Raw genomic sequence first — 22,320 nt, forward strand, 5'->3', positions numbered from 1 at the left:
GCAGTTTTTTTTCGACTGGAGCTGAACCTATTCCTGCATTAATGCGGTCGCCATTCCCGCAGCAACGCTTCCGTTTCGCGAACCAACACCGGATTGCCCGGCATAATCAAATCTGCCCATACTTCGTTATGCTGGTTGATCTGCTGCTGTGCCGAAGCATAAGTACGGTCCGCGGTGGTATGCGCATCGGCGGCGACCGTGATGTGATAGCCGAGGCTGGCGCCGACTTTAATCGTGGTATCGACACAGTAATCGGTCGCGCAGCCACAAATCACAAAGCTTTTAATCTCGAGCTGATCGAGGTGGGCGGCGAGATCGGTTTGCCAGAAGCTGTCGCAGGCGGTTTTGTTGACGAAGATGGCGTTGGCTGGCTGGTGTAATTCGGGCACGATTGCCCAGCCTGCGGAGTTAGCCTCTAAACCGGGACCAACGTGCTGGATGAAGATCACCTGATCGGCTGCGGCGGTTAACTGATTGATTCGCTCACAACGACCGGCGCGATCAAAACGCGGCGTTGCTAGCACGCCATTTTGCATATCCACTACCACAACCACGCGATTGGCCATATTTATCTCCTTTTTAAGTCGTTTTAGTGTCCGGTGAATACACGATGAGGTAAAGCAAATCCGCTTTGCATTTATCGCTACTGCCGCGCATGCTTACAGAGGTTTTAATCCGGAGGTGTGTGGTGAAGGTGGTTCCTGAAGTCTTTCCTTGCGAGCAAGATCGTGCGCAGTTTCAGCATTTCGCTGAGCTGCCGGGCATTGAGCTTTACCAGGCGCACATCTCCCGCTACGCCTTTGAACCGCATACGCATGAAGCCTTTGGTATCGGGACGATTGAATCCGGTGCTCAGCGTTTTCGCTATCGTGGTGCCAACTACACCGCGCCGCAGCATTCGCTGGTGATGATGAATCCTGACGAACTGCATACCGGCGAATCGGCCTGCGACGAAGGCTGGCGCTATCGCATGATCTATATTGATCCGCACGAAATGGATCGTCTAACGGGCGATCGTCATTGGTGGTTCAATGATGCACTGCGCACCGATGCGCGTCTGGCGCAGCCGTTTTCTCAACTGCTGGCGCAGATGTGGCAGGCGCAAACTGCGCTGGAGCGCGAAAGCATTCTGCTTGAACTGCTGGAGTTAATGCGGCCGCTGGCACGGCAGGGACAGCAACGACCGATCGAAGGCGCACATCGCTTTGATGCGGTAAGAGACTATTTACGGGAAAACCTCGCCGAACCGGTGCGCCTCGAAGAGCTTGCTGCGCTGGCGTCACTGTCGCCATGGCATTTTCTGCGCAGCTTCAAACAACACTTCCACGTTACCCCGCATCAAATGCTGATGGCGTTTCGCTTGTTTGCCGCCAAACAACTGCTGGCGCGTGGTGAGAGTGCCGCCACGGTTGCAGCTTCGGTCGGCCTGACCGATCAGGCGCATCTCACGCGCGCCTTCGCGCATCGCTACGGCATCACACCCGGCCGCTATCAAAAACAAGTCTTCCCACTGCGCTAACCGCAATCTGCTACAAGCCTTTAACGCCAGGCTGCGTCACACTGCAGCGGAATGCCTATAAAGGAAGAGTTTATGTTTGCTGGAATACTGTTTGCCCTCGCTGCGGGGCTGATGTGGGGATTGATCTTTGTCGGCCCGCTGCTAATACCGGATTATCCGGGCACCTTACAATCGGCCGGGCGCTATGTGGCCTTTGGTTTAGTGGTGTTACCGCTCGCCTGGCTGGATCGCCGTCGTTTACGACAGCTAACGCGTAAAGATTGGTTTGAAGCGCTGAAACTGTCGCTAATCGGTAATCTGCTGTATTACGCCTTACTCGCCAGTGCAATTCAACGCACCGGCGCACCGATTTCAACGATGATTATCGGCACCTTGCCGGTGGTGATCACCGTGACCGCGAATCTCTGTTATGGCCATCTCGAAGGACGCTTGCCGTGGCGCAAGCTGACGCCCGCTCTGCTGATTATTGCCGTAGGGCTGGCTTGTGTGAATGCCGCGGAGTTGCAAACCCAGGGGCCGGATTTTGATTGGTCGCGTTATTTAACCGGTTTGCTTTTAGCCGTGCTGGCGGTGGCATGCTGGACATGGTATCCGCTGCGCAACGGTTTGTGGATGCGTGCCCATCCCCAACACAAACCCTCAAGCTGGGCGACGGCGCAAGGGTTAGTGACATTGCCGCTGGCGTTGGTGTTCTATCTATTAGTTTGCGGGCAACTTTACTGGCAGCAACCTGGATTTGATCTGCCGTTCGGACCGCAGCCGCAACGCTTTCTATTATTGATGTTAGCAATTGGGCTGATTTGTTCCTGGTTGGGCACGCTGTGCTGGAATGCCGCCAGTCAGCGCGTGCCGACGGTGATCATGGGACCGTTAATCGTGTTTGAAACCTTAGCGGGTTTGCTGTGGACCTTCCTCTGGCGACAAAGCTGGCCGCCGCTGTTAACCGCGGTGGGTATTGGCTGTCTGATTATTGGTGTGATCTACGCGATGCGTATCAAACCGCAGCCGCAAATCACAGCGGTATAAATCAGCAAAATAACGCTGCTGAAGAATCATTTCGGCAGCGTATTCCCCTGTATTTTAAGAATTTGACCAACCCGATCTGCGGACGCTATTGCCATTTCTACCCTTCATCTGAACCTCGATATAACATTCCTGCCGAATTTAGACGCTATTTTAGTGCTCATTTGTCATAAGCCATCGTGCTCTGGCAGCGCTGTGGCGCTTAAAGGTTAGCCTTAAGGTGACTTAAACCATCAATAAGCGGCTGTGATTCCTGCTAGCGGGGGACCTAAAGCGGCAAAAGCGCACGCAGATAACGCGAAAAACATGCATCTAACCTACCGTTTATTGCCCTTTGGCACTGAATAAAACGGCTATAAAGCCACTTTTTGCTTAAGGAGATAGTGTGGTGTTAAGAATCATTCGATGTGATGCGGATAAAAAACCATTAAGCGCAGCGATGATTAATCCCCGACTATTTATCTTTTCTCGCGCTTTTTTGCGGTTATTGTTTAGGGGAGATAACGTTTCTTATCCGGACTATTCCTGGCAGCGCGCAACGAATTTTAGTCTACGTGCATCAGCTCTATGACAAATGAATGCCGGAACAGATCCACTCTAAAACAGAGTGAGTGTGTGAGCGGTTACATGCAGTTGTTCATTAATGCTTAACAGAAATGTCTGCATTCAGGTCAGATGATTAATGTTGATAAAGTAATCATCGAAGCGCCAATCTCACCGTAATGAGATTGGACTTCGTTTAAATGGCTTGAATAGAGAGACTTTTGCTGATGTGAATCTATTTTACCGCAAAAAAGGAAGCAATTCCGCGATGGAATTCATCAGGAAAAATTGGTTCGAATTGTTATGTTGTGAACGCCGAATTAAATGATCTTCATATCTTCTGGTAAGAACAAATCTCAGCATTAAGTCAAATAACATCGGCCTTAATGGTGTTAGCGATTATCTGTACCTGCAGGATAATGATAAACGCTACGGCTAATATCCAGTAAACGGCAGCTACGACGGGTACCTATGTCGAATGTGGTTTGCAGGAAGTTAACAGCCTGGCGCTTTTCATTGGTGGTGAAGAAGTTTTTCAATACGCTTTGCAGCATCTCTTTATCGGAACTCAGTGATTGCAGCTCACGCGTGAGGTTAAGAAGCTGGTCTTCTAGCTCCTTGATTTTTCTGCCTTCTTCGGAAGATAGCCCAGAAAACTTCTTCTTCCAGCTATAGAAAGTGGCCTCGGAAATGCCAAGCTCCTCACAAATTTCCCTGACTTTCACTCCCGTTTCAGAAGCTTTAATGGCATTTGTGATTTGCTCTTCGCTATATCGTGACTTTCTCATAAATGCTATTACCTTTCTTATCAATTAGTGGATGAGAATTACTGTATTAATATCTGGCACTGCAAAAACACTATTAATGCAGTATTAAAGTGCGCGATTTGAATTGCGAGGGTTAAATTAAGATATTTATAAGAAATATCATCATGGGATAAATCTTATTTTATTATGAATGCCAATGAACGCCTTCCGGGCGTTAGGTTTTTGATATAAATTCTCTCCATCCCAAATGCAGAAAAATACTACATTCCATGGAAAACGGCATAAACCCCTTACAGAAATATCGGGCTATGCCAGTAAACCTTTGCTTAGAATTTAGGCTGAAATCGTTTACATCCACTGAGTTTCGCGCCGGATTTAATCAGAATTTTCCTGAATATATTCTCTAATTATCGACGCGAGTCTCATTTTTCGGACCAGTTTGGTTTGAAGTTCTTAAAATAAGTCAGGCCCACTGAGCGCTTGTTAATTCATTTCAAGGATGTTGTACCGAAAGTTGTTGTAGTTCGTAATACTAAGGATCAGTCAATGAAATTGAGCGTAATGTCTAATGCCGCCTGGATGATGTCTGAAAAGATTGTCTCCGTGTTCGGCGTCATATTTGTGACCTCCTACGTGGCAAAATCCTTTGGCCCAACCATCTTTGGCCAAATGGCGTTTTCCGCCTCGCTATTCTCCATGGTGCAAACCGTGGCGATTTTCGGGACAGAAACCATTTTGTTTAAGCGCATCAGTAAAAGTGCGCCGAAAGGTCTGCGCCTGATGACCGTAGCGCGCAACATGCGCATGGTGTTACTGCTGCTCACTTCGCTGCCGGTGTTGATTTGGGTCTGGTACAACATGCAGGAAAATTTCCTTGCCTTTGCTCTGGCCTCGTTTATTTCTTCGGTTTTCGTCACGCAGGACACTTTCAGCGTTTATAACAACGCGCGTTTGGCTTCGCGGCTAAATACCCTCGCCAACTCTGTCGGTTTGCTGCTGGGTTTCACCCTGAGTTTTGCCATCGCCTGGCTGCACCTCAATCCGCTGTGGCTGACCGTTTCGATTGTCGCCGTCACGCTGGTGCCGTACGTGATTAAGCGCTTTAACTTTTATCGCGAGAATCAGGATGTGGCGCCGCCACAAGAGAAGCGCGGTACCTATCTGCGCTATCTGCTGTACGCCGGACTGCCGCTGGCTATCTCCAGCATCTTTATCTCGGTGCAGGTGAAAGCGGCACAGATGTTCCTGGCGGGTATCGCCTCTGCGCGCGACCTCGGCCTGTTCGCTGCCGCCAATACTATTTCGGCTTCATGGATTTTTATCCCGGTCGCCATCATCACTTCCTGCTTCTCGGAAATTTTCCGTGAGCGTGGAGAAGCCGCCATCAAGCTGACAGCACGGCTTAATGGTTATGTCATGGGTGTTTCATTGTTGTTGTTAGCGGTGATCGCGATGTACGGCGAAAAAATCATCATCGCTTTGTATGGTCACGAGTACACACAGTCAGGAAGTCTCATTACGTTGTTGTCGTTAGCAACCTGCTTTTCGGCGATGGGGACCGTGGCGTATCGCTACATGGTCAAAGAAGGCGGGTTTAATTATCTGTTGAAGAAAATTGTTTGCCTGATGGTTATCAGCTTGCCGCTGTCGTGGTGGCTGATCCAGAGCTACGGCATCATGGGTGCCGCCTGGAGCGTTTTCATCTCAGAATTGCTGTCCCTTACCGTAATGAATTACTTCTTCAAAAACGGCGTCATCCAAAAAATCCAGGTTTCCTCACTCAACTACAAAACCTACAAATGAGGTCAGATATGCTCAAGTTGAAAGAAGAACTCAGAAGAAGCGTGCAGTACTTCATTAAGAAGATGCCCTGGGCTACCCAGGATCGTATCTACTACTTTCACAAGTTCCGCAGGCTGCCCAATCTGCGTGAGCCGAAAGTCTTTAACGAGAAGGTGCTGTACCGCAAATTTGTCCACGGTGATTATCAGATCTATGGCCGTCTGTCGGACAAATATTCGGTGCGCGAATACATCGCCGAGAAAGTGGGCAGCGAATACCTGATCCCATTGGTGTATGAAACCAGCGATCCAAGCTCGCTGCATACGCTGCCGAGCTGGAAAAACACGGTTATTAAGCCGAATCACGCGTCTAATATGGTCGAAATCCTGCTGGAAGAGCCGGATGCACTGAAGAAGCAGCAGATCATTAGCGACTGCCACCGCTGGCTGAAGACCGACTTTGCTAACGAAGCGCGTGAGATTCATTACCGCTACATTAAGCCGCGCATCCTGGTCGAGCAGTATATTGGCGATGGTAAAACGGCGCCGATCGATTACAAATTCCACATGTTCAATAAGCGCGATGGCAGCTTTGAATATGTGCTGCAGGTGATCTACAACCGCTGTAATCCGCTGTTGTCGATGAATTTTTACGTTAACAATCTTAACGAGGCGTATCACAAGATTCGTGATACTGGCCTGGACGTTACGCCGCAGATGGCCTCGTTACAGCACGCCCTGGCGCTGAGTAAAAAGCTGGCGAGTGATTTCGATTATGTGCGCGTGGATTGGTACATCGATAACGACCAGATCTACTTCGGCGAATTAACCTTCACGCCGGGCGCTGGCTTAGTTACCGGTCTGGATCGCGGGCTAAATCAAATGATGGGTGATATGTGGATTCAGGATCGTCGCGGTACGAAGATACCGGGCGTCACGGTGGCGGAAGTGACTATTCCGGCCGTATTGAAGAAAATTTAAGAATCACACAGCAAAATAAAAAACCCCGCGCAAGCGGGGTTTTTTATGGGCAGCGATTAAGGCATTGGCCAGTCGGTCGGCGTTTGGCTCATCACTTCGATAAAGGCGTTCTTCGAGATTTCCATAAAGTTGTGCAGATTCTCCATGCTCAGCGTAATGCCAAGCAGGCCGGTAACAAACCAGCAGGACATGCCAACCCCAATTCCCCCACACAGCAGCGCCATCACGTGATGACTGTTTTGACGCAGACGAATTTTCATGGTGCTGGCGAAGAACATCATTACCGCGCTCAGGAGTTCCCAGCGCATAACGATCAAACTGGTGGTTAACGTAGCCATCTGTAGCAAACCTCTTAGGATCAGTGATATCCCCGACATTCGATCGACATCACGGGCGGCAAAGAAGGAAGGTCAGGGAAGCCCTTCTGGCCGTCTTACTGCAAACAGGAAAGTGTGACTTGGCTCACATTATATCACTCGATTTTAAATTTTGAACAAAATTTATACCTTGTATGGTAGAAAAATTTTTATCGAAAATTGGGGGAGGAGACAGGCAGGAAAGGGGAGGTGCGCCCGCACGGGGCGCGCTGAAAAGGTTAGCTTACCGGGCAGCACTCGCCGGTAGTACGCTGGGCAAAGCTGTTCATGCTGCTATCCACACAGTCAAAGCTAAGCAAGCGCGGACGCTGAATCATCGCCTGACGGCGCATGGTATGACGATAAGCGGTCGGCGTTTGCGAGAACTGGCGGCGGAACACGCGCGAGAAAGTCTGCTGCGAGTCGTAACCGTACTGCATGGCGATATCAAATACCGGACGCTGAGTTTGACGCAGTGCTTCTGCGGCCAGCGTCAGGCGACGTTCGCGAATATAGCCACCCAGCGTTTGTTTCGTGACGGCACGGAACATACGCTGCAGATGCCATTTTGAGTAACCTGATTTTGCTGCGACTTCATCAATTGATAGCGCTTTATCCAGATTCTGATCGATCCAGTGGGTCAGCGAATGAATGATTTCCTGTTGCATCATAGCCTCATCCTTCTGATGGTTATTACCTGGTTAGAAATTCGAAGTTTTGCTGGGGTGCGAGTATAATTCCTCAAGTTAACTTGAGGTAAAGGCCCTAAATGAAAAAAGAACGCAATTACCCGAAGCCGGTGCTGACGCCGGGCGAAGTCGCCAAACGTAGCGGCGTAGCGGTCTCCGCGCTGCACTTTTATGAAACCAAAGGGTTGATTTTCAGCTCGCGCAACGGCGGCAATCAACGTCGCTATAGCCGCGACGTATTGCGCCGCGTGGCGATTATTAAAATTGCGCAACGCATCGGCATTCCACTCGCCACGGTGAGCGATAGTCTGAACCATGTGCCGGCCAACAAGCGTATGTCGACGCAGGAGTGGGATGCGCTAACCCAACATTGGCGTGAAGAGCTGGATAAACGTATCGAAACGCTCACCCGCTTGCGTAACGATCTTGATGGCTGCATTGGTTGCGGCTGTTTATCGATGCGAGACTGCCCGCTGCGCAATCCGGGTGACCGCCTGGGCGAACAAGGTTCGGGTGCGGTGTTACTCGATCCCGAGCAAGACGAGCAGAAGCGTTAATCCGCTATACTTGCCAGCACACTTACCGGCAAGGAAAACCGCATGATCACCGTTCACCATCTGGAAAATTCCCGCTCGCATCGCGTGTTATGGCTGCTGGAAGAGCTGGCGGTGCCTTACCAAATTAAACGTTACCAGCGCGAGAATAGCTTGCTGGCGCCCGACTCGTTAAAGAAAGTGCATCCGCTGGGAAAATCGCCGGTTATTACCGATGGCAATCGTGTGGTTGCTGAGTCAGGCGCCATCCTTGAATACCTGCAGCAGAAATATGACAGCGAACATCAGCTGATGTTAAGCGATGAAGAGGAGCAGATTCAGGCGCGTTACTGGCTGCACTACGCTGAAGGATCGCTGATGCCGCTGCTGGTGATGAAGCTGGTGTTTGCGCAGCTGGGCAAAAAGCCGGTGCCGTGGCTGTTGCGTCCGGCGGGTATTGCGCTGAGCAAAGGGATTCAAAAAGCCTGGCTGAACAAACAGCTGGCGTTGCACGGCAGCGTGATCGAACAACATCTCTCGCAGCATCCCTTTTTTGCCGGTTCACGATTTAGCATCGCCGATGTGCAGATGAGCTTCCCGCTGCTGGCACTGCAAATGCGCGGTTCCCTGCGTGATATGCCCGCCACCGCGCGCTGGCTGGAAACTATGCAGCAGCGCGCCGCCTGGCAGCGCGCGTTAGAGCAGGGTGGCCCGATTCAACTGCAGAGTTGATTGCGGCCAGGTCGCCATGAATGACGACCCAACAAAGCCCATGATCGTAGGGTCGCCATTCATGGCGACCTGGGAAACCCATTGGCTGGATTTATCCTGTATTACCCGCGATTAGTAGTTGAAAACGCCATGCCAAAGGCCAGATAATCGTTTGCCTTTTTTCCGTGTCCCCCTTTTACGACCTGGAATACGCGGCGACGTAAACGTTTGCCTGATTTTCTTCAGGAAAAGCTTCATCAGGGAGCGGCAAACGTGCGCCGTGCGGCGACTCACATCACAAAAATATTGAGGAATGATTATGTCTGGCGAATCGCGCCCGGCCAGTGGAAAACTGGACGCCTGGTTCAACATTTCTGCACGCGGCAGCAGCGTGCGTCAGGAAGTATTGGCGGGTCTCACCACGTTTCTGGCGATGGTGTACTCGGTTATCGTGGTGCCCGGCATGTTGGGCAAAGCGGGCTTCTCGCCAACGGCGGTGTTCGTTGCTACCTGCCTGGTGGCAAGCATCGGTTCGATCGTCATGGGCCTCTGGGCCAACCTGCCAATGGCGATTGGCTGCGCTATCTCGCTGACCGCCTTCACCGCTTTTAGCCTGGTGCTCGGCCAGCACATTAGTGTACCGGTGGCGCTGGGCGCCGTTTTCCTGATGGGCTTACTGTTTACGCTAATTTCGGTAACCGGTATTCGCGCGTGGATCCTGCGTAACTTACCGATGGGCGTCGCGCATGGCACCGGCGTCGGCATCGGTCTGTTCCTGCTGCTGATCGCCGCTGACGGCATTGGTTTGGTGGTGAAGAACCCGGCGGCAGGTTTGCCGGTAGCATTGGGCCACTTCGCCTCGTTTCCGGTGATCATGGCGCTGGTAGGCCTGGCGGCGATTTTCGGCCTGGAGAAACGGCGCGTGCCGGGCGGCATTCTGCTGACCATCATCGCCATCTCGATTATTGGTCTGATTTTCGATCCAGCGGTGACCTATCAAGGTCTGTTTGCCATGCCAAGCCTGAAGGATGCTAACGGTCAATCGGCGATGTTTAGCCTGGATATCATGGGTGCGCTGCAACCGGTGGTGCTGCCAAGCGTTCTGGCGCTGGTGATGACGGCGGTGTTTGATGCCACCGGTACCATCCGCGCGGTAGCGGGGCAGGCCAATCTGCTGGATAAAGAGGGGCAGATTATCAACGGCGGCCGCGCGTTAACCACCGATTCACTCAGCAGCGTGTTTGCAGGTCTGGTCGGCGCATCGCCGGCTGCGGTCTATATCGAATCGGCGGCGGGCACCGCAGCCGGCGGGAAAACCGGTCTGACGGCGATTGTGGTCGGTTTGCTGTTCCTGATGATTCTGTTCATGTCGCCGCTGGCGTATCTGGTTCCGGCTTACGCAACTGCTCCGGCGCTGATGTACGTGGGCCTGCTGATGCTGAGCAACGTGGCCAAAATCGACTTCAACGATTTCGTTGATGCGATGTCTGGCTTGCTGACCGCGGTGTTCATCGTACTCACTTGCAACATTGTGACCGGCATTATGCTCGGCTTCGCTTCATTGGTGATTGGTCGCCTGTTTGCCGGCGAGTGGCGCAAACTTAACGTCGGCACCGTGGTGATTGCTGTCGCACTGGTGGCGTTCTATGCCGGTGGCTGGGCCATCTGACTCCAAAGCGAATAAATTTCAAGATTATTCTCTTTCTGCTCCACGCCGCACATCGGGTTGCCCCGCTGTGCGGCGTTTTGTTTTACACTTTCCCACGCAACAACATCGCTTTAATGAAATTGATTCGCCTAAGGACAGCATGGAAATCTTCTTTACTATTCTCATCATGACGCTGGTGGTTTCACTCTCCAGCGTGGCGGCACGCATTCTGCCGTTCCAAATTCCGCTGCCGCTGGTGCAAATTGCCGCCGGTGCATTACTCGCTTTTCCCGTCTTCGGCCTGCATGTCGATTTTGATCCGGAACTGTTCCTCGTGCTGTTTATTCCGCCGCTGCTGTTTGCAGATGGCTGGAAAACGCCGATTAACGAGTTTCTCCATCACGGTCGTGAAATCATGGGGTTGGCGCTGGTTCTGGTGCTGATTACCGTGGTCGGGATTGGCTACCTGATTTACTGGCTGGTGCCGGGGATTCCGCTGATTCCCGCCTTTGCGCTGGCGGCGGTGCTCTCGCCAACCGATGCCGTGGCGCTGTCCGGCATTGTGGGTGAAGGGCGTATCCCGAAAAAAATCATGTCGATTGTGCAGGGCGAAGCCCTGATGAATGACGCATCTGGCCTGGTGTCGCTGAAGTTTGCCGTTGCGGTGGCGATGGGCACCATGGTGTTTACCTGGGGCGGCGCCAGCGTCGAGTTCCTCAAAGTGGCGGTCGGCGGTTTGGTTGCCGGCGTGGTGATCTGCTGGCTGTATGGCCGCTCGCTGCGTCTGCTGAGCCGCTGGAGCGGGGACGATCCGGCCACCCAAACCGTGCTGCTGCTGCTGTTACCGTTCGCCTCCTACCTGATTGCGGAACACCTTGGCGTCTCGGGTATCCTCGCTGCCGTGGCGGCAGGTATGACCATCACGCGCTCCGGCATTATCCGTCAGGCGCCGCTCGCCATGCGCCTGCGCGCCAATAGCGTGTGGCAGATGTTGGAATTCGTCTTCAACGGCATGGTGTTCCTGATGCTCGGTCTGCAGCTGCCAGACATCCTGGCCACCTCCATTGCGCAGGCCAACGCCGATCCAAACGTCGAGCTGTGGATGCTGTTCACTGACGTCTTCCTGGTTTATGCCGCGCTGATGGTCGTGCGTTTTGGTTGGTTGTGGATCATGAAGCGCACCAGCATGCGCCTGCTGAAGAAGAAGCCGCTGGAGTTTACCAACTACTCACTGCGCGAACTGTTGATTGCCTCGTTTGCTGGGGTGCGCGGTGCCATCACGCTGGCGGGTGTGCTGTCGATTCCACTGTTCCTCAGCAACGGCGATCCGTTCCCGGCGCGCTACGAGTTGGTGTTCATCGCCACCGGCGTGATTCTGATTTCGCTGCTGGTTGGCGTGGTGCTGCTGCCGATTCTGCTGCGCGATGTGGAGAGCATCGATAAGGTAGGTCATCGTCGTGAGATTCAATTCGCGCGTGCGGCCATGGCGGGCGTGGCGATTGAAAGCCTGCACAAAATGGAGCAGCGTCTGGAGACCGACACCGAAGAGAACATCGATCCGGAGCTGCTGAAGGAAGTGAGTTTGCGGGTGATCGGTAATCTGCGTCGCCGCGCCGAGGGTAAAAACGATATCGAGCAGGCGCAGTTTGCCGAAAACCTTGAGCGTCGTTTCCGCCTCAACGCGCTGCGTGCCGAGCGCGCCGAGGTGTATCACCTGCGTGCCACCCAGGAAATTTCCAACGAGACGATGCAGAAACTGCTGCACGATCTCGATCTGCTGGAAGCGCTGCTGATAGAGAAAGAGGAGTAGCAGTCGCTGTGTCATCCGGGTGCGCATGAATGCGCACCCTACGAAAACCCAGCCAAATAACGTAGGGTCGCCATTTATGGCGACCGATTCAGAATTTACACCGATAGCCGCGGCGCCGTATCCGGCCAGTGTTCACGGCAGCAATCAATCCACGCCTGAGCGCTGCGCGACAAGTAGCTGCCTTCCCGCCAAATCAAACCTAAACTCCACTGCAGCTCCGACTCCAGCGGCAGCCACAGCAGCGATTGCTTATCCAGCCGCTGACAGATCGGCTCCGGCAGAATCGCCAAGCCCATGCCCGCTTGCACCATCGCCGCAAGAAAATCCCACTGCGCGCTGCGCAGCGCAATATTCGGCGTCAAATTAAGGCGCTGAAACGCTTTTTTGATCTGGCGATTGAGCGCGAACTCTTCGTTGAGGATCAGCAGCGGATGTTTGGCTAACTCTTTTAGTCCGACTTGAGTGTGGTCGAGCCAGATGTCGCTACGCGGTAAAAGCACGCACAGCGGATGATGCATCAACTCCAGCGTGTTGAGCGGCAGCTCGGCATCGATCGGTAGCGCGGTGAGGGCGATATCGAGCGCGCCACTCAGCACCGCTTGCTGTGCCGTCAGGCCGCCAAATTCGGCAATTTTCAATTCAACGCCGGGATAACGGCGGCGAAAGGCGGAGATTGATCCGGCCATCTGCATGCCGACCATCGGGGGAATCCCCAGGCGCAGCTCGCCAGTTTTCAGCTGGTTGATGTCGCCCAGCTGCGCCTCAAGCTGATGAAACTCCTGCAGAATCGCCAGTCCGCGCTGATAAACTGCCTGGCCGCTGTCGGTAAGATGCAGTTTGCGTCCTTCGCGCAGCAGCAGGGTGCAGCCCAGCTCCTCTTCCAGCTGGCGTAGCATTTTGCTGATGGTGGGCTGCGTCACGTAGAGCTTCTCGGCGGCGCGGGTAAAGCTTTGCTGGCGGACCACTTCGGTAAAGTAGCGCAGCGCTCGCACGTCCATAAGCATTCCTTTTTGGCATAGTTTGAATGATTTTAATTCATTTCTTTCACAGTTTGCGGCGGATTTATACTAGTCCCTGAATTTTTCATGGGGGAAAAGGAAATGATGGCATTAAGTCCGCGCAGAACGGATCTCCTGCAACACGCTTTTATTCCGCTGCAGCTGGGGCTGTATGTGGGTTTGTTTATCTTCAGCGACCGGCTGGTGAGCTGGCTGCATCTGCCGTTGCCCGCTAACGTGGTCGGCATGGTGCTGCTGTTAGGGTTGATCATGACGCGCATTGTGCCGCTGCGCTGGGTGAAAGCGGGCGCTAACTGGCTGCTGGCGGAAATGCTGCTGTTCTTTATTCCAGCGGTCGTGGCGGTGGTGAACTACAGCGACTTGCTGCGCAGCGAAGGCTGGCGCATCTGCGTGGTGATTGGCGTGAGCACTTTACTGGTGCTGGCTTCCACTTCTCTGGTGGTCGATCGTTTATATCGCTACGAACTGGCGCGTGCCGCGCGTAAGCAGGCGCATGATGAATGATCTGCTGATAAGCCTGCTGTGTCTGGCGTTCACGCTGCTGGTCTATTACATCAACAAGATGCTCTATCGTCGCTGGCGCACGCTATTGCTGATGCCGTTGGTGCTTACGCCGCTGGTGCTGGTCGCGCTGCTGCTGCTCACCCATGTGAGCTGGAAAAATTACATTGCCGAAAGTCACTGGCTGATTTGGTTGCTGGGTCCGGCAACGCTGGCGTTCGCCGTGCCGGTGTATGAGAACCTCGAGATCATCAAACGTCACTGGCTGTCGCTGAGTGTCGGCGTACTTACCGCCACGTTGGTGGCGGTCTGCAGCTCGGTGTGGCTGGCGCGTCTGCTGACGCTGCCGGAAACCATCCAGCGCAGTCTGGCGGTGCGCTCGATTACCACGCCGTTCGCGCTGGCGGCGGCGCAACCTATTGGCGGCCAGCCCGATCTGGTGGCGCTATTTGTGGTGATCACCGGCGTGTTCGGCATGGCGGTGGGGGATGTGCTGTTTCTGCGTATCGCCATCAAGCAGGGCGTGGCGAAGGGCGCAGGTTTTGGTGCGGCATCACATGGCGCGGGTACCGCGCGTGCCTATCAACTCGGCCAGCAGGAGGGCGTGGTATCCAGCCTGGTGATGATGCTGTCGGGCGTGGTGACGGTGATTCTGGCTCCGCTGCTGAGCCATCTGCTGTGGGCAGCATAGCGGTTCATTTTCAAGCCAGGGCTTATTTTGCTTCCTTGTCGTTTTGCTTACTGTTTGTTCGCGCAAACAACAAGGAAGCGACAATGAAAAAGCATTATTTAGCAGTTGGCCTGATGCTGGCCTCCACTGGGATCAGCGCAGCGGAAATCGGCATTAAAGGGGGCAGCGATTTCTTCTCTGCCACTCTCAATACGGAAAAAACCGCGTTGGGCCTGCAGTATGGCGCCGAATACATGAACGGTGAACGCAAAACTCAGATGGTTGAAGGCAGTATTGGCTATGGATATGCTTTCGGCGCATTATCGGTAGCACCGCGCGTGGGCGCGTTTTGGGCCGATCTTGATAACGATAAATCCGGGAGCCGCGGCATGAATGCGGGAGTGCGCTTTATGGCTCCTCTGCCGAAAGTGGACAAAATCTGGCTCTATCTTGATTACTCAGTGGCTCCGGATTTCGCCACGCGTCACATGCACCACCTGTACCAGTTCGAGGCTGGCCTTCATTACCAACCGGCCAAATGGCTGACGCTAAGTTCGGGTTATCGTTATCTGTCAACTTATGGCAAATATGGTCAGAATGACCAGAATCTGATCAATGGCGTGTTTATTGGCGCTGCCTACCGTTTCTGATATATCCAGACGGCCTTAACCGGCCGTTTTCCCCGCTGTAATCCATTTTTACGTAAAGCTTTCCAAATAAAGTTGTCTCCTGCTATCAGGCTGTTACCCTTGCCGCCGAATTAAATGTCCTTCATGGAGTGGAATCACATGTTTAAGCAACTTGTTACTGGAAGCGTTTTGGGTCTGGCACTGCTGAGCAGCGGCGCGCAGGCAATTGAGGGCAGTGTTGACGTGGGTGAGCACAGCACCAACCTGAACCTTGGTCTCGGCACCACTTCACCAGGCCTGTTCCTGAAAGGCAACTGGCTGCGTAGCGATCACGATGGCAGCACCTACGGTGCAGGCCTGGGCTATAACATCGACGTGGGCGATTTCCGCATCGCGCCAACCGCGAAAGCCCTGTTCACCCATCCGGAAGATGGCCGTGATGGCTTCACCGTCGCAGTCGGTGGCGCAGCGCAATACAGCTTCAACAGCATGTGGGGCCTGTACGGCGAATATTACTATGCGCCGGAAGCGTTCTCCGATCGTCTTGATAGCTACCAGGAAGCCTCTGGTGGCCTGAGCTTCACGCCAATTTCTCTGCTGAACCTGCGCGTGGGTTATCAGTACATCGAGCTGAACAACAAAGGCAGCCGTAAAGACAACGTACTGGTCGATGGCCCATACGTTGGCGCGTCACTGCGTTTCTGATTTCAGGATCGGATAAGAAAGGGCGACCCATTGGGTCGCCCTTTTGCGTTAGGGTGCGCGCTGGCCCTCACCCTGGCCCTCCTCCACGGGTGGGAGAGGGAGAAAAACGCGCCGATCGGTTCCCTCTACCGCGTGCGGGAGAGGGTTAGGGGGAGGGGAACAACGCACAAAACTAATGCGATTTACCCTGCGAAATCCCTATCCCCGTCTGCGAACGAATAAACTGTCCACGGAAGCGAGCACGTTCCTGGGCGCCGCGCGCCGAATGGTCGGTGATCGAGAACAGCCAGATGCCGATAAACGCCGCCAGCATGGAGAACAGCGCCGGATACTCATACGGATAAATCGGCTTGTCATGCCCCAGCACCTGCACCCAAATCGTCGGTCCGAGAATCATCAGCAGCACCGCAGTGATCAGTCCCAGCCAGCCGCCCACCATCGCGCCGCGCGTGGTTAGTTTTGACCAGTACATCGACAACAGAATAATTGGGAAGTTACAGCTGGCAGCAATCGAGAACGCCAGGCCGACCATAAAGGCAATGTTCTGCTTTTCAAACAGAATCCCCAGTGCAATCGCCACCACACCTAATACCAACACGGTGATTTTCGAGATGCGCAGTTCATCGCGTTCCGTCGCCTTACCTTCGCGGATCACGCTGGCATAGAGATCGTGTGACACCGCTGAAGCGCCCGCCAATGTCAGACCTGCCACTACCGCCAGAATTGTGGCGAAAGCCACCGCCGAAATAAAGCCGAGGAACAGGCTGCCGCCGACCGCGTTCGCCAGATGTACCGCGGCCATATTGGTGCCGCCGAGCAGGGCGCCGCTGGCATCTTTGAAGGCCGGATTCGATCCCACCAGTAAAATCGCGCCGAAGCCGATAATAAAGGTCAGGAAGTAGAAGTAGCCCATAAAGCCGGTGGCCCAGAACACGCTTTTGCGTGCCTCACGCGCATCGGCGACTGTAAAGAAGCGCATCAGAATATGCGGCAAACCGGCGGTACCAAACATCAAGCCCAGGCCGAGTGACAGCGCCGATATCGGGTCTTTCACCAATCCGCCAGGCTGCATAATCGCCGCGCCTTTGGGGTGTACCGCCATGGCTTCGGTAAACAGCGTGTTGAAGCTGAAACCGGTGGCCTTCATTACCATAATCGCCATAAAGCTGGCGCCAAACAGCAGCAGCACCGCTTTGATAATCTGCACCCAGGTGGTGGCTAACATGCCGCCGAACAGCACGTACAACACCATCAAAATACCGACCATCACCACCGCAATGTGGTAATCCAAACCGAACAGCAGCTGGATCAACTTACCGGCACCGACCATCTGTGCAATCAGGTACAGCGCCACCACCACCAACGAACCGCAGGCCGATAGCGTACGAATCGGTTTTTGCGCCAGGCGATAGGATGCGACATCAGCGAAGGTGTAACGACCAAGATTGCGCAGGCGTTCGGCGATCAAAAACAGGATCATCGGCCAGCCGACAAGGAAACCGAGCGAGTAGATCAGCCCGTCGTAGCCCGACGTGTAAACCAGGGCAGAAATACCGAGGAACGAGGCGGCAGACATAAAGTCGCCGGCGATGGCCAGGCCATTTTGGAAACCGGTGATATTACCGCCGGCGGTGTAGTAATCGCTGCGCGAGCGGGTACGTTTCGAGGCCCAATAGGTGATGCCGAGCGTCGCCGCGACAAACACCACGAACATGATGATGGCTTCATAGTTGGTGGCCTGGCGCTGCACCGCACCGGTAATGGCATCGGCGGCAAATACGCTGGCAGGCACGATAGCCAAAAACATCGAGAGCAAGCGCTTCATGATTTCACCTCGCTCAGGATCTGTTTGGTCAGGCGGTCAAACTCGCCGTTAGCGCGCCACACGTAGACGCCGGTCAGCACGAACGACATCACGATCAGTCCGATGCCAATCGGAATCCCTCGCGTCACGTTGGTGCCTGCATGTAAGGGCGTACCGAGCCAGCCGGGCGCAAAGGCGATCAGCAGAATAAAGCCGACGTAGAGCACCAGCATGATAATGCTGAGCAACAGTGCGAATGCCTGCCGATTATGCACCAGTTCGTGATAGCGCGGATTACTTTCGACTTGTTGCCAGATTGCTTCCTGTTCAGGGGTTTCGTTCATCACATTTTCTCCAGAGGCAAGGCAGACGGAAATCTCACAATGAAGTGATTTAACTGGCTGAATATTCTAGTTATATATACCCTTCATACTTCAAGCTACAGGTGCGTTGGCTGCGTATGCTCATCCCAGTCACTTACTTCAGTAAGCTTCTGGAATTCTCATCTTTGCCGCCTTCCTGCAGCTCGAATTATTTTGGGTATGGGTTGTGCGATGTTGAAAGGCATACGGCGTAAGGTCAGGGTGACGGAGAGGAACCTGCCGTGGACAGGCTGACACTCTCCGTCGGGTCGATGCCGCTTACGGCATGGTGATGGACTGTTTCTCCTCCAGCAATTTCTCTACCACGCCCGGATCGGCCAGCGTAGAGGTATCGCCGAGATTGCTGGTATCGCCCGCGGCGATTTTGCGCAGAATGCGACGCATAATCTTGCCGGAGCGGGTTTTCGGCAGCGAGTCGGTCCAGTGCAGCACATCCGGCGTGGCAATCGGGCCGATCTCTTTACGCACCCAGTTACGCACTTCGGTATACAGCTCGGGCGATGGCTCTTCGCCGTGGTTTAACGTGATATACGCGTAGATCGCCTGACCTTTGATGCTGTGAGGAATGCCCACCACCGCAGCTTCCGCAATCTTCGGATGTGACACCAGTGCCGATTCAATCTCGGCGGTGCCCAGGCGGTGACCGGAGACGTTGAGCACGTCATCTACGCGGCCGGTGATCCAGTAATAGCCATCTTCATCACGGCGCGCACCGTCACCGCTGAAGTAGCGATTTTTGAAGGTGGAGAAGTAGGTCTGCTCGAAACGATCGTGATCGCCATACAGCGTACGTGCCTGGCCTGGCCAGGAATCGACGATCACCAGGTTGCCTTCGGTAGCGCCCTCCAGCGGATTGCCTTCGTTATCGACCAGCGCGGGCTGCACGCCGAAGAACGGCTTAGTGGCGGAACCGGCTTTCAGTTCGGTGGCACCCGGCAGCGGCGTGATCATAAAGCCGCCGGTTTCGGTCTGCCACCAGGTATCGACGATCGGGCAACGGCTGTCGCCAATCTTTTTGTAGTACCACTCCCAGGCTTCCGGGTTGATCGGTTCACCCACCGAACCCATGATGCGCAGACTGCTGCGATCGGTGCCTTCAATCGCTTTATCGCCTTCGGCCATCAGGGCGCGAATCGCGGTTGGCGCGGTGTACAGCAACGTTACTTTATGTTTATCCACCACTTCTGCCATACGACTTGGCTTCGGCCAGTTCGGCACGCCTTCAAACATCAGCGTGGTGGCACCGCATGCCAGCGGACCGTAAATCAGATAGCTGTGACCGGTGATCCAGCCGACGTCGGCGGTACACCAATAGACATCATCAGGATGGTAATCAAACACATACTTAAAGGTGCTGGCGGCATACACCAGATAACCGCCGGTGGTATGCAGCACGCCTTTTGGCTTGCCGGTGGAACCGGAGGTGTACAGGATAAACAGTGGATGTTCGGCATCGACGGCGACAGGCTCATGCTGATCGCTGGCCTTCGCCATTAGATCGTGCCACCACAAATCGCGACCTTCGCGCCAGCCGGACTCTTTGCCAGTGCGCTTGAACACCACCACATTTTTCACCGTGGTGACGTTCGGATTGTTCAGGGCATCATCGACGTTTTTCTTCAGCGGAATGCTGCGACCGGCGCGTACGCCTTCGTCGGCGGTGATGATCAGTTTGGCGTTGGAATCGACCACGCGTCCCGCCACCGCTTCCGGTGAGAAGCCGCCAAAAATCACCGAGTGCACCGCGCCAATGCGCGCGCAGGCCAGCATCGCCACGGCCGCTTCCGGCACCATTGGCATATAAATCGCGACCACGTCGCCTTTCTTCACGCCGAGGCTGGTGAGCACATTGGCAAAGCGACAGACATCGCCGTGCAGCTCACGGAAAGTGATGGTTTTGCTTTCGCTGGCGTCGTCGCCTTCCCAGATGATGGCGGGATGATCGCCGCGAGTGGCCAGATGGCGATCGAGGCAGTTGGCGGCGAGGTTAAGCGCGCCGTCTTCGTACCAGCGAATTGAAATATTGCCGGGGGCAAAGGAGGTATTTTTCACTTTGCTGTAAGGTTTAATCCAGTCGAGAATTTTGCCTTGTTCACCCCAAAAGGTGTCGGGATCGTCAACCGATTGTTGATACAGCGCCGCATACTGATCGGCATTAATGAGAGCATTCGCTGCGATGGCAGCGGGTACGGGATGCTTATGTATTTGGCTCATGGCTGACCTCCTTGAAGATGTTAATCATATGTCAATCAAAGGTTAATTGAAGACCGTGTCAGGGCTTTGTTTCTGTTTTGTAGTCTGGATCACGACCTTTTAGCCCCCTTAAATGTCACGCCTTCGCTGCGCTAAAACCTGGCGTGAAATGCCCCATCATCTGCTGTAAGCCTACGAGATCTCTGCCGCTGCTGTGCAAATAATCGGCAAACGAGCCGGGCCGCTTTTTGCACAATAGTGCATAGCTATGCTGAAACTTATCGAATTAACACTTTTCATAACAGCGAGTTATAGCCGTTAACCATTGTCAGCATTTTATGCTACTAACCTGAATAAGATTTGCGCTATCGCGCCGGGGGTTGCATTTACCGTAGTGAAAATGGTACTTATCTCGGCCCTGTTCAGCAGGTATCAACTCAGACTGCATCACTTCGCCGGCGCAAAATGCCTGCACAGCTGTAACCGACGTAGTCATAAATAACCCTCTATTTTATCGGGCTTTTGCTCACTTCCCTGTGTGACATTTCTCCTGCACCTTCGCAGCAGAGCAAAGGGGTTTTTAACTGAGGAAATAACGCGTTATGAAAGGTTTTAAGTTCACCCTTGCATGGCAGATTTTAGTTGCGCTGATTCTGGGCGTGATTGTGGGAACCGTGCTGCATAATCAGCCTGACGATCGTGAATGGTTAATCACTAACATTCTGACGCCAGCTGGTGACATCTTTATTCATCTGATCAAGATGATTGTGGTGCCGATTGTGATTTCCTCACTGATTGTCGGCATTGCGGGCGTTGGCGATGCGAAAAAGCTCGGACGTATTGGTGTCAAAACCATCATCTATTTTGAAGTGATCACCACCCTTGCCATTGTGGTCGGTATTACGCTGGCCAACGTATTCCAACCCGGCAGCGGCATTGATATGTCAACGCTGGCAACGGTGGACATCTCTAAATACGAAGCCACAACCGAAGCTGTGCAGGGCGCACCGCATGGATTGGTGACCACCATTCTGTCGCTGATCCCGCAGAACATCTTTGCCTCATTGGTGAAGGGCGACATGCTGCCGATTATCTTCTTCTCGGTGCTGTTTGGTATGGGGCTGTCGGCGCTGCCATCGGAACATCGCGATCCGCTGGTGACGGTATTCCGTTCTATTTCCGAAACCATGTTTAAAGTGACGCACATGATCATGCGCTATGCGCCGGTCGGCGTGTTTGCGTTGATTGCCGTCACCATCGCCAACTTCGGTTTTGCCTCGCTTTATCCGTTGGCCAAGCTGGTGCTGCTGGTGTACGTGGCGATTCTGTTCTTTGCTTTCGTGGTGCTGGGCACGGTGGCGCGCTTCTGTAAGTTGCGTATTACCACTTTGATGCGCATTCTGAAAGACGAGCTGATTCTTGCTTATTCCACCTCGAGTTCAGAAACCGTGCTGCCGCGCATTATGCAAAAGATGGAAGCCTACGGCGCGCCGAAAGCCATCACCAGCTTCGTGGTGCCGACCGGCTACTCGTTCAACCTTGACGGTTCAACGCTGTACCAGAGCATCGCGGCGATCTTTATCGCGCAGCTGTATGGCATCGACCTGTCGCTGACTGACGAGATCATTCTGGTGCTGACGCTGATGGTGACCTCGAAAGGAATCGCTGGCGTGCCGGGCGTCTCCTTCGTGGTGCTGCTGGCGACACTGGGCAGTGTCGGTATTCCGCTGGAAGGTCTGGCGTTTATCGCCGGTGTGGATCGCATCATGGACATGGCGCGTACCGCGCTGAACGTGATCGGTAACGCGCTGGCGGTGCTGGTGATTGCGCGCTGGGAAGACCAGTTCGACACCAAACAAGCCGCCGCCTACGAGCAACAGCTGCGTACACAAAGCGCCAGCTAATTTGCCCGGTGCGCATGAATGCGCACCCTACGAAAACCTCGACAAACAATTGTAGGGTCGCCATTCATGGCGACCGGTATCCCCAGAAACCCGCCATCGGCGGGTTTTTTTATGCCCGCTGCGGCAAAACACAAAAATATCTCCAGAGCAG

The 22,320-nt window shown here is 53.9% G+C and carries 21 protein-coding genes; 13 read left to right on the forward strand and 8 right to left on the reverse strand.

Annotated features, from left to right (window positions below):
- Nucleotides 1-38: 38 nt before the first annotated feature.
- Nucleotides 39-566 carry an isochorismatase family protein gene (locus AC790_RS06695; RefSeq protein WP_009128632.1) on the reverse strand — a complete coding sequence of 176 codons (528 nt, stop codon included), beginning with the start codon at nucleotides 564-566 and terminating at the stop codon, nucleotides 39-41.
- Between the two features lie 89 nt (nucleotides 567-655).
- Here AC790_RS06695 and AC790_RS06700 point away from each other — a divergent pair, with 89 nt between their 5' ends.
- Both AC790_RS06700 and AC790_RS06705 read left to right on the forward strand, forming a co-directional pair.
- Entirely contained in the window at nucleotides 656-1,519 is an 864-nt protein-coding gene (locus AC790_RS06700) for an AraC family ligand binding domain-containing protein (RefSeq protein ID WP_369817582.1), read from the forward strand.
- Between the two features lie 72 nt (nucleotides 1,520-1,591).
- On the forward strand, nucleotides 1,592-2,545 hold the full coding sequence (locus tag AC790_RS06705; RefSeq protein ID WP_009128636.1) for a DMT family transporter: 954 nt from the start codon (nucleotides 1,592-1,594) through the stop codon (nucleotides 2,543-2,545).
- A gap of 932 nt (nucleotides 2,546-3,477) precedes the next feature.
- On the opposite strand, the gene AC790_RS06710 is transcribed toward AC790_RS06705, so the two are convergent.
- Nucleotides 3,478-3,873, reverse strand: a complete 396-nt coding sequence (locus tag AC790_RS06710) for an IS3 family transposase (protein ID WP_008109970.1) — start codon at nucleotides 3,871-3,873, stop codon at nucleotides 3,478-3,480.
- A 525-nt stretch (nucleotides 3,874-4,398) separates the two neighbouring features.
- On the opposite strand from AC790_RS06710, the gene AC790_RS06715 reads away from it, so the two are divergent.
- Nucleotides 4,399-5,655 (forward strand): polysaccharide biosynthesis C-terminal domain-containing protein, encoded by a 1,257-nt coding sequence (locus tag AC790_RS06715; protein ID WP_049851285.1) that lies wholly within the window; start codon nucleotides 4,399-4,401, stop codon nucleotides 5,653-5,655.
- A gap of 8 nt (nucleotides 5,656-5,663) precedes the next feature.
- Nucleotides 5,664-6,614 carry an ATP-grasp fold amidoligase family protein gene (locus AC790_RS06720; protein WP_009128641.1) on the forward strand — a complete coding sequence of 317 codons (951 nt, stop codon included), beginning with the start codon at nucleotides 5,664-5,666 and terminating at the stop codon, nucleotides 6,612-6,614.
- A gap of 56 nt (nucleotides 6,615-6,670) precedes the next feature.
- On the opposite strand, the gene AC790_RS06725 is transcribed toward AC790_RS06720, so the two are convergent.
- Together AC790_RS06725 and soxS are read right to left on the reverse strand one after the other, a co-directional pair.
- Nucleotides 6,671-6,952, reverse strand: a complete 282-nt coding sequence (locus AC790_RS06725) for a YjcB family protein (RefSeq protein ID WP_008109973.1) — start codon at nucleotides 6,950-6,952, stop codon at nucleotides 6,671-6,673.
- Nucleotides 6,953-7,209: 257 nt separating this feature from the next.
- Nucleotides 7,210-7,641, reverse strand: a complete 432-nt coding sequence (soxS, locus tag AC790_RS06730) for a superoxide response transcriptional regulator SoxS (RefSeq protein ID WP_036621487.1) — start codon at nucleotides 7,639-7,641, stop codon at nucleotides 7,210-7,212.
- Between the two features lie 98 nt (nucleotides 7,642-7,739).
- Here soxS and soxR point away from each other — a divergent pair, with 98 nt between their 5' ends.
- The 4 genes from soxR (at nucleotide 7,740) to AC790_RS06750 (ending at nucleotide 12,361) form a co-directional block, all read left to right on the forward strand.
- Nucleotides 7,740-8,216 (forward strand): redox-sensitive transcriptional activator SoxR, encoded by a 477-nt coding sequence (gene soxR, locus AC790_RS06735; protein WP_009128647.1) that lies wholly within the window; start codon nucleotides 7,740-7,742, stop codon nucleotides 8,214-8,216.
- A 42-nt stretch (nucleotides 8,217-8,258) separates the two neighbouring features.
- Nucleotides 8,259-8,924, forward strand: coding sequence for a glutathione S-transferase family protein (locus tag AC790_RS06740; RefSeq protein WP_009128649.1), 666 nt, complete (start codon nucleotides 8,259-8,261; stop codon nucleotides 8,922-8,924).
- Between the two features lie 298 nt (nucleotides 8,925-9,222).
- Nucleotides 9,223-10,572 (forward strand): NCS2 family permease, encoded by a 1,350-nt coding sequence (locus AC790_RS06745; protein ID WP_049851286.1) that lies wholly within the window; start codon nucleotides 9,223-9,225, stop codon nucleotides 10,570-10,572.
- A gap of 139 nt (nucleotides 10,573-10,711) precedes the next feature.
- Complete coding sequence (locus tag AC790_RS06750) at nucleotides 10,712-12,361, forward strand: Na+/H+ antiporter (protein ID WP_009128655.1); 1,650 nt, start codon at nucleotides 10,712-10,714, stop codon at nucleotides 12,359-12,361.
- 95 nt (nucleotides 12,362-12,456) lie between these two features.
- Here the strand turns inward: AC790_RS06750 and AC790_RS06755 are convergent, their stop codons facing one another.
- Nucleotides 12,457-13,359 (reverse strand): LysR family transcriptional regulator, encoded by a 903-nt coding sequence (locus AC790_RS06755; protein WP_049851287.1) that lies wholly within the window; start codon nucleotides 13,357-13,359, stop codon nucleotides 12,457-12,459.
- A gap of 102 nt (nucleotides 13,360-13,461) precedes the next feature.
- Between AC790_RS06755 and AC790_RS06760 the strand changes: the two genes are divergently transcribed.
- The 4 genes from AC790_RS06760 to AC790_RS06775 all read left to right on the forward strand — a co-directional run bounded on the left by AC790_RS06760 (nucleotide 13,462) and on the right by AC790_RS06775 (nucleotide 15,885).
- A complete protein-coding gene (locus tag AC790_RS06760; protein WP_049851288.1) occupies nucleotides 13,462-13,884 on the forward strand; it encodes a CidA/LrgA family protein in 423 nt (140 codons plus the stop codon).
- The gene (locus AC790_RS06765; protein ID WP_049851289.1) at nucleotides 13,877-14,572 is read left to right on the forward strand and encodes an LrgB family protein; all 696 of its coding nucleotides are present in this window, start codon (nucleotides 13,877-13,879) and stop codon (nucleotides 14,570-14,572) included. The genes AC790_RS06760 and AC790_RS06765 overlap by 8 nt, the downstream gene beginning before the upstream one ends.
- Before the next feature lie 83 nt (nucleotides 14,573-14,655).
- Nucleotides 14,656-15,201, forward strand: coding sequence for a YfaZ family outer membrane protein (locus AC790_RS06770; RefSeq protein ID WP_049851290.1), 546 nt, complete (start codon nucleotides 14,656-14,658; stop codon nucleotides 15,199-15,201).
- Nucleotides 15,202-15,339: 138 nt separating this feature from the next.
- Nucleotides 15,340-15,885, forward strand: coding sequence for a YfaZ family outer membrane protein (locus tag AC790_RS06775; RefSeq protein ID WP_007888570.1), 546 nt, complete (start codon nucleotides 15,340-15,342; stop codon nucleotides 15,883-15,885).
- Between the two features lie 172 nt (nucleotides 15,886-16,057).
- Here AC790_RS06775 and actP read toward each other — a convergent pair whose 3' ends face one another.
- From actP to acs, 3 genes are all read right to left on the reverse strand, one after another.
- On the reverse strand, nucleotides 16,058-17,710 hold the full coding sequence (actP, locus tag AC790_RS06780; protein WP_007888569.1) for a cation/acetate symporter ActP: 1,653 nt from the start codon (nucleotides 17,708-17,710) through the stop codon (nucleotides 16,058-16,060).
- Complete coding sequence (locus tag AC790_RS06785; RefSeq protein WP_049851291.1) at nucleotides 17,707-18,033, reverse strand: DUF485 domain-containing protein; 327 nt, start codon at nucleotides 18,031-18,033, stop codon at nucleotides 17,707-17,709. Before AC790_RS06785 ends, actP begins: the two co-directional genes overlap by 4 nt.
- Before the next feature lie 297 nt (nucleotides 18,034-18,330).
- Entirely contained in the window at nucleotides 18,331-20,286 is a 1,956-nt protein-coding gene (gene acs, locus AC790_RS06790; RefSeq protein ID WP_049851292.1) for an acetate--CoA ligase, read from the reverse strand.
- A gap of 581 nt (nucleotides 20,287-20,867) precedes the next feature.
- Here acs and gltP point away from each other — a divergent pair.
- Entirely contained in the window at nucleotides 20,868-22,169 is a 1,302-nt protein-coding gene (gltP, locus tag AC790_RS06795; RefSeq protein ID WP_007888562.1) for a glutamate/aspartate:proton symporter GltP, read from the forward strand.
- The last annotated feature ends 151 nt before the right edge of the window (nucleotides 22,170-22,320 follow it).

It is taken from the genome of Pantoea sp. RIT-PI-b (assembly GCF_001187905.1).
GTDB classification, from domain to species: Bacteria; Pseudomonadota; Gammaproteobacteria; order Enterobacterales; family Enterobacteriaceae; genus Pantoea; species Pantoea nemavictus.

Bases quoted from the DNA above. Each gene is read 5' to 3' on its own strand.
- AC790_RS06750 (WP_009128655.1), top strand. From the start codon at position 10,712: ATGGAAATCTTCTTTACTATTCTCATCATGACGCTGGTGGTTTCACTC.
- AC790_RS06755 (WP_049851287.1), bottom strand. From the start codon at position 13,359: ATGGACGTGCGAGCGCTGCGCTACTTTACCGAAGTGGTCCGCCAGCAA.
- soxS (WP_036621487.1), bottom strand. From the start codon at position 7,641: ATGATGCAACAGGAAATCATTCATTCGCTGACCCACTGGATCGATCAG.
- AC790_RS06745 (WP_049851286.1), top strand. From the start codon at position 9,223: ATGTCTGGCGAATCGCGCCCGGCCAGTGGAAAACTGGACGCCTGGTTC.
- actP (WP_007888569.1), bottom strand. From the start codon at position 17,710: ATGAAGCGCTTGCTCTCGATGTTTTTGGCTATCGTGCCTGCCAGCGTA.
- gltP (WP_007888562.1), top strand. From the start codon at position 20,868: ATGAAAGGTTTTAAGTTCACCCTTGCATGGCAGATTTTAGTTGCGCTG.
- AC790_RS06770 (WP_049851290.1), top strand. From the start codon at position 14,656: ATGAAAAAGCATTATTTAGCAGTTGGCCTGATGCTGGCCTCCACTGGG.
- AC790_RS06695 (WP_009128632.1), bottom strand. From the start codon at position 566: ATGGCCAATCGCGTGGTTGTGGTAGTGGATATGCAAAATGGCGTGCTA.
- AC790_RS06785 (WP_049851291.1), bottom strand. From the start codon at position 18,033: ATGAACGAAACCCCTGAACAGGAAGCAATCTGGCAACAAGTCGAAAGT.
- AC790_RS06715 (WP_049851285.1), top strand. From the start codon at position 4,399: ATGAAATTGAGCGTAATGTCTAATGCCGCCTGGATGATGTCTGAAAAG.
- AC790_RS06710 (WP_008109970.1), bottom strand. From the start codon at position 3,873: ATGAGAAAGTCACGATATAGCGAAGAGCAAATCACAAATGCCATTAAA.
- AC790_RS06775 (WP_007888570.1), top strand. From the start codon at position 15,340: ATGTTTAAGCAACTTGTTACTGGAAGCGTTTTGGGTCTGGCACTGCTG.
- AC790_RS06720 (WP_009128641.1), top strand. From the start codon at position 5,664: ATGCTCAAGTTGAAAGAAGAACTCAGAAGAAGCGTGCAGTACTTCATT.
- AC790_RS06705 (WP_009128636.1), top strand. From the start codon at position 1,592: ATGTTTGCTGGAATACTGTTTGCCCTCGCTGCGGGGCTGATGTGGGGA.
- acs (WP_049851292.1), bottom strand. From the start codon at position 20,286: ATGAGCCAAATACATAAGCATCCCGTACCCGCTGCCATCGCAGCGAAT.
- AC790_RS06725 (WP_008109973.1), bottom strand. From the start codon at position 6,952: ATGGCTACGTTAACCACCAGTTTGATCGTTATGCGCTGGGAACTCCTG.
- AC790_RS06700 (WP_369817582.1), top strand. From the start codon at position 656: ATGCTTACAGAGGTTTTAATCCGGAGGTGTGTGGTGAAGGTGGTTCCT.
- AC790_RS06740 (WP_009128649.1), top strand. From the start codon at position 8,259: ATGATCACCGTTCACCATCTGGAAAATTCCCGCTCGCATCGCGTGTTA.
- AC790_RS06765 (WP_049851289.1), top strand. From the start codon at position 13,877: ATGAATGATCTGCTGATAAGCCTGCTGTGTCTGGCGTTCACGCTGCTG.
- soxR (WP_009128647.1), top strand. From the start codon at position 7,740: ATGAAAAAAGAACGCAATTACCCGAAGCCGGTGCTGACGCCGGGCGAA.
- AC790_RS06760 (WP_049851288.1), top strand. From the start codon at position 13,462: ATGATGGCATTAAGTCCGCGCAGAACGGATCTCCTGCAACACGCTTTT.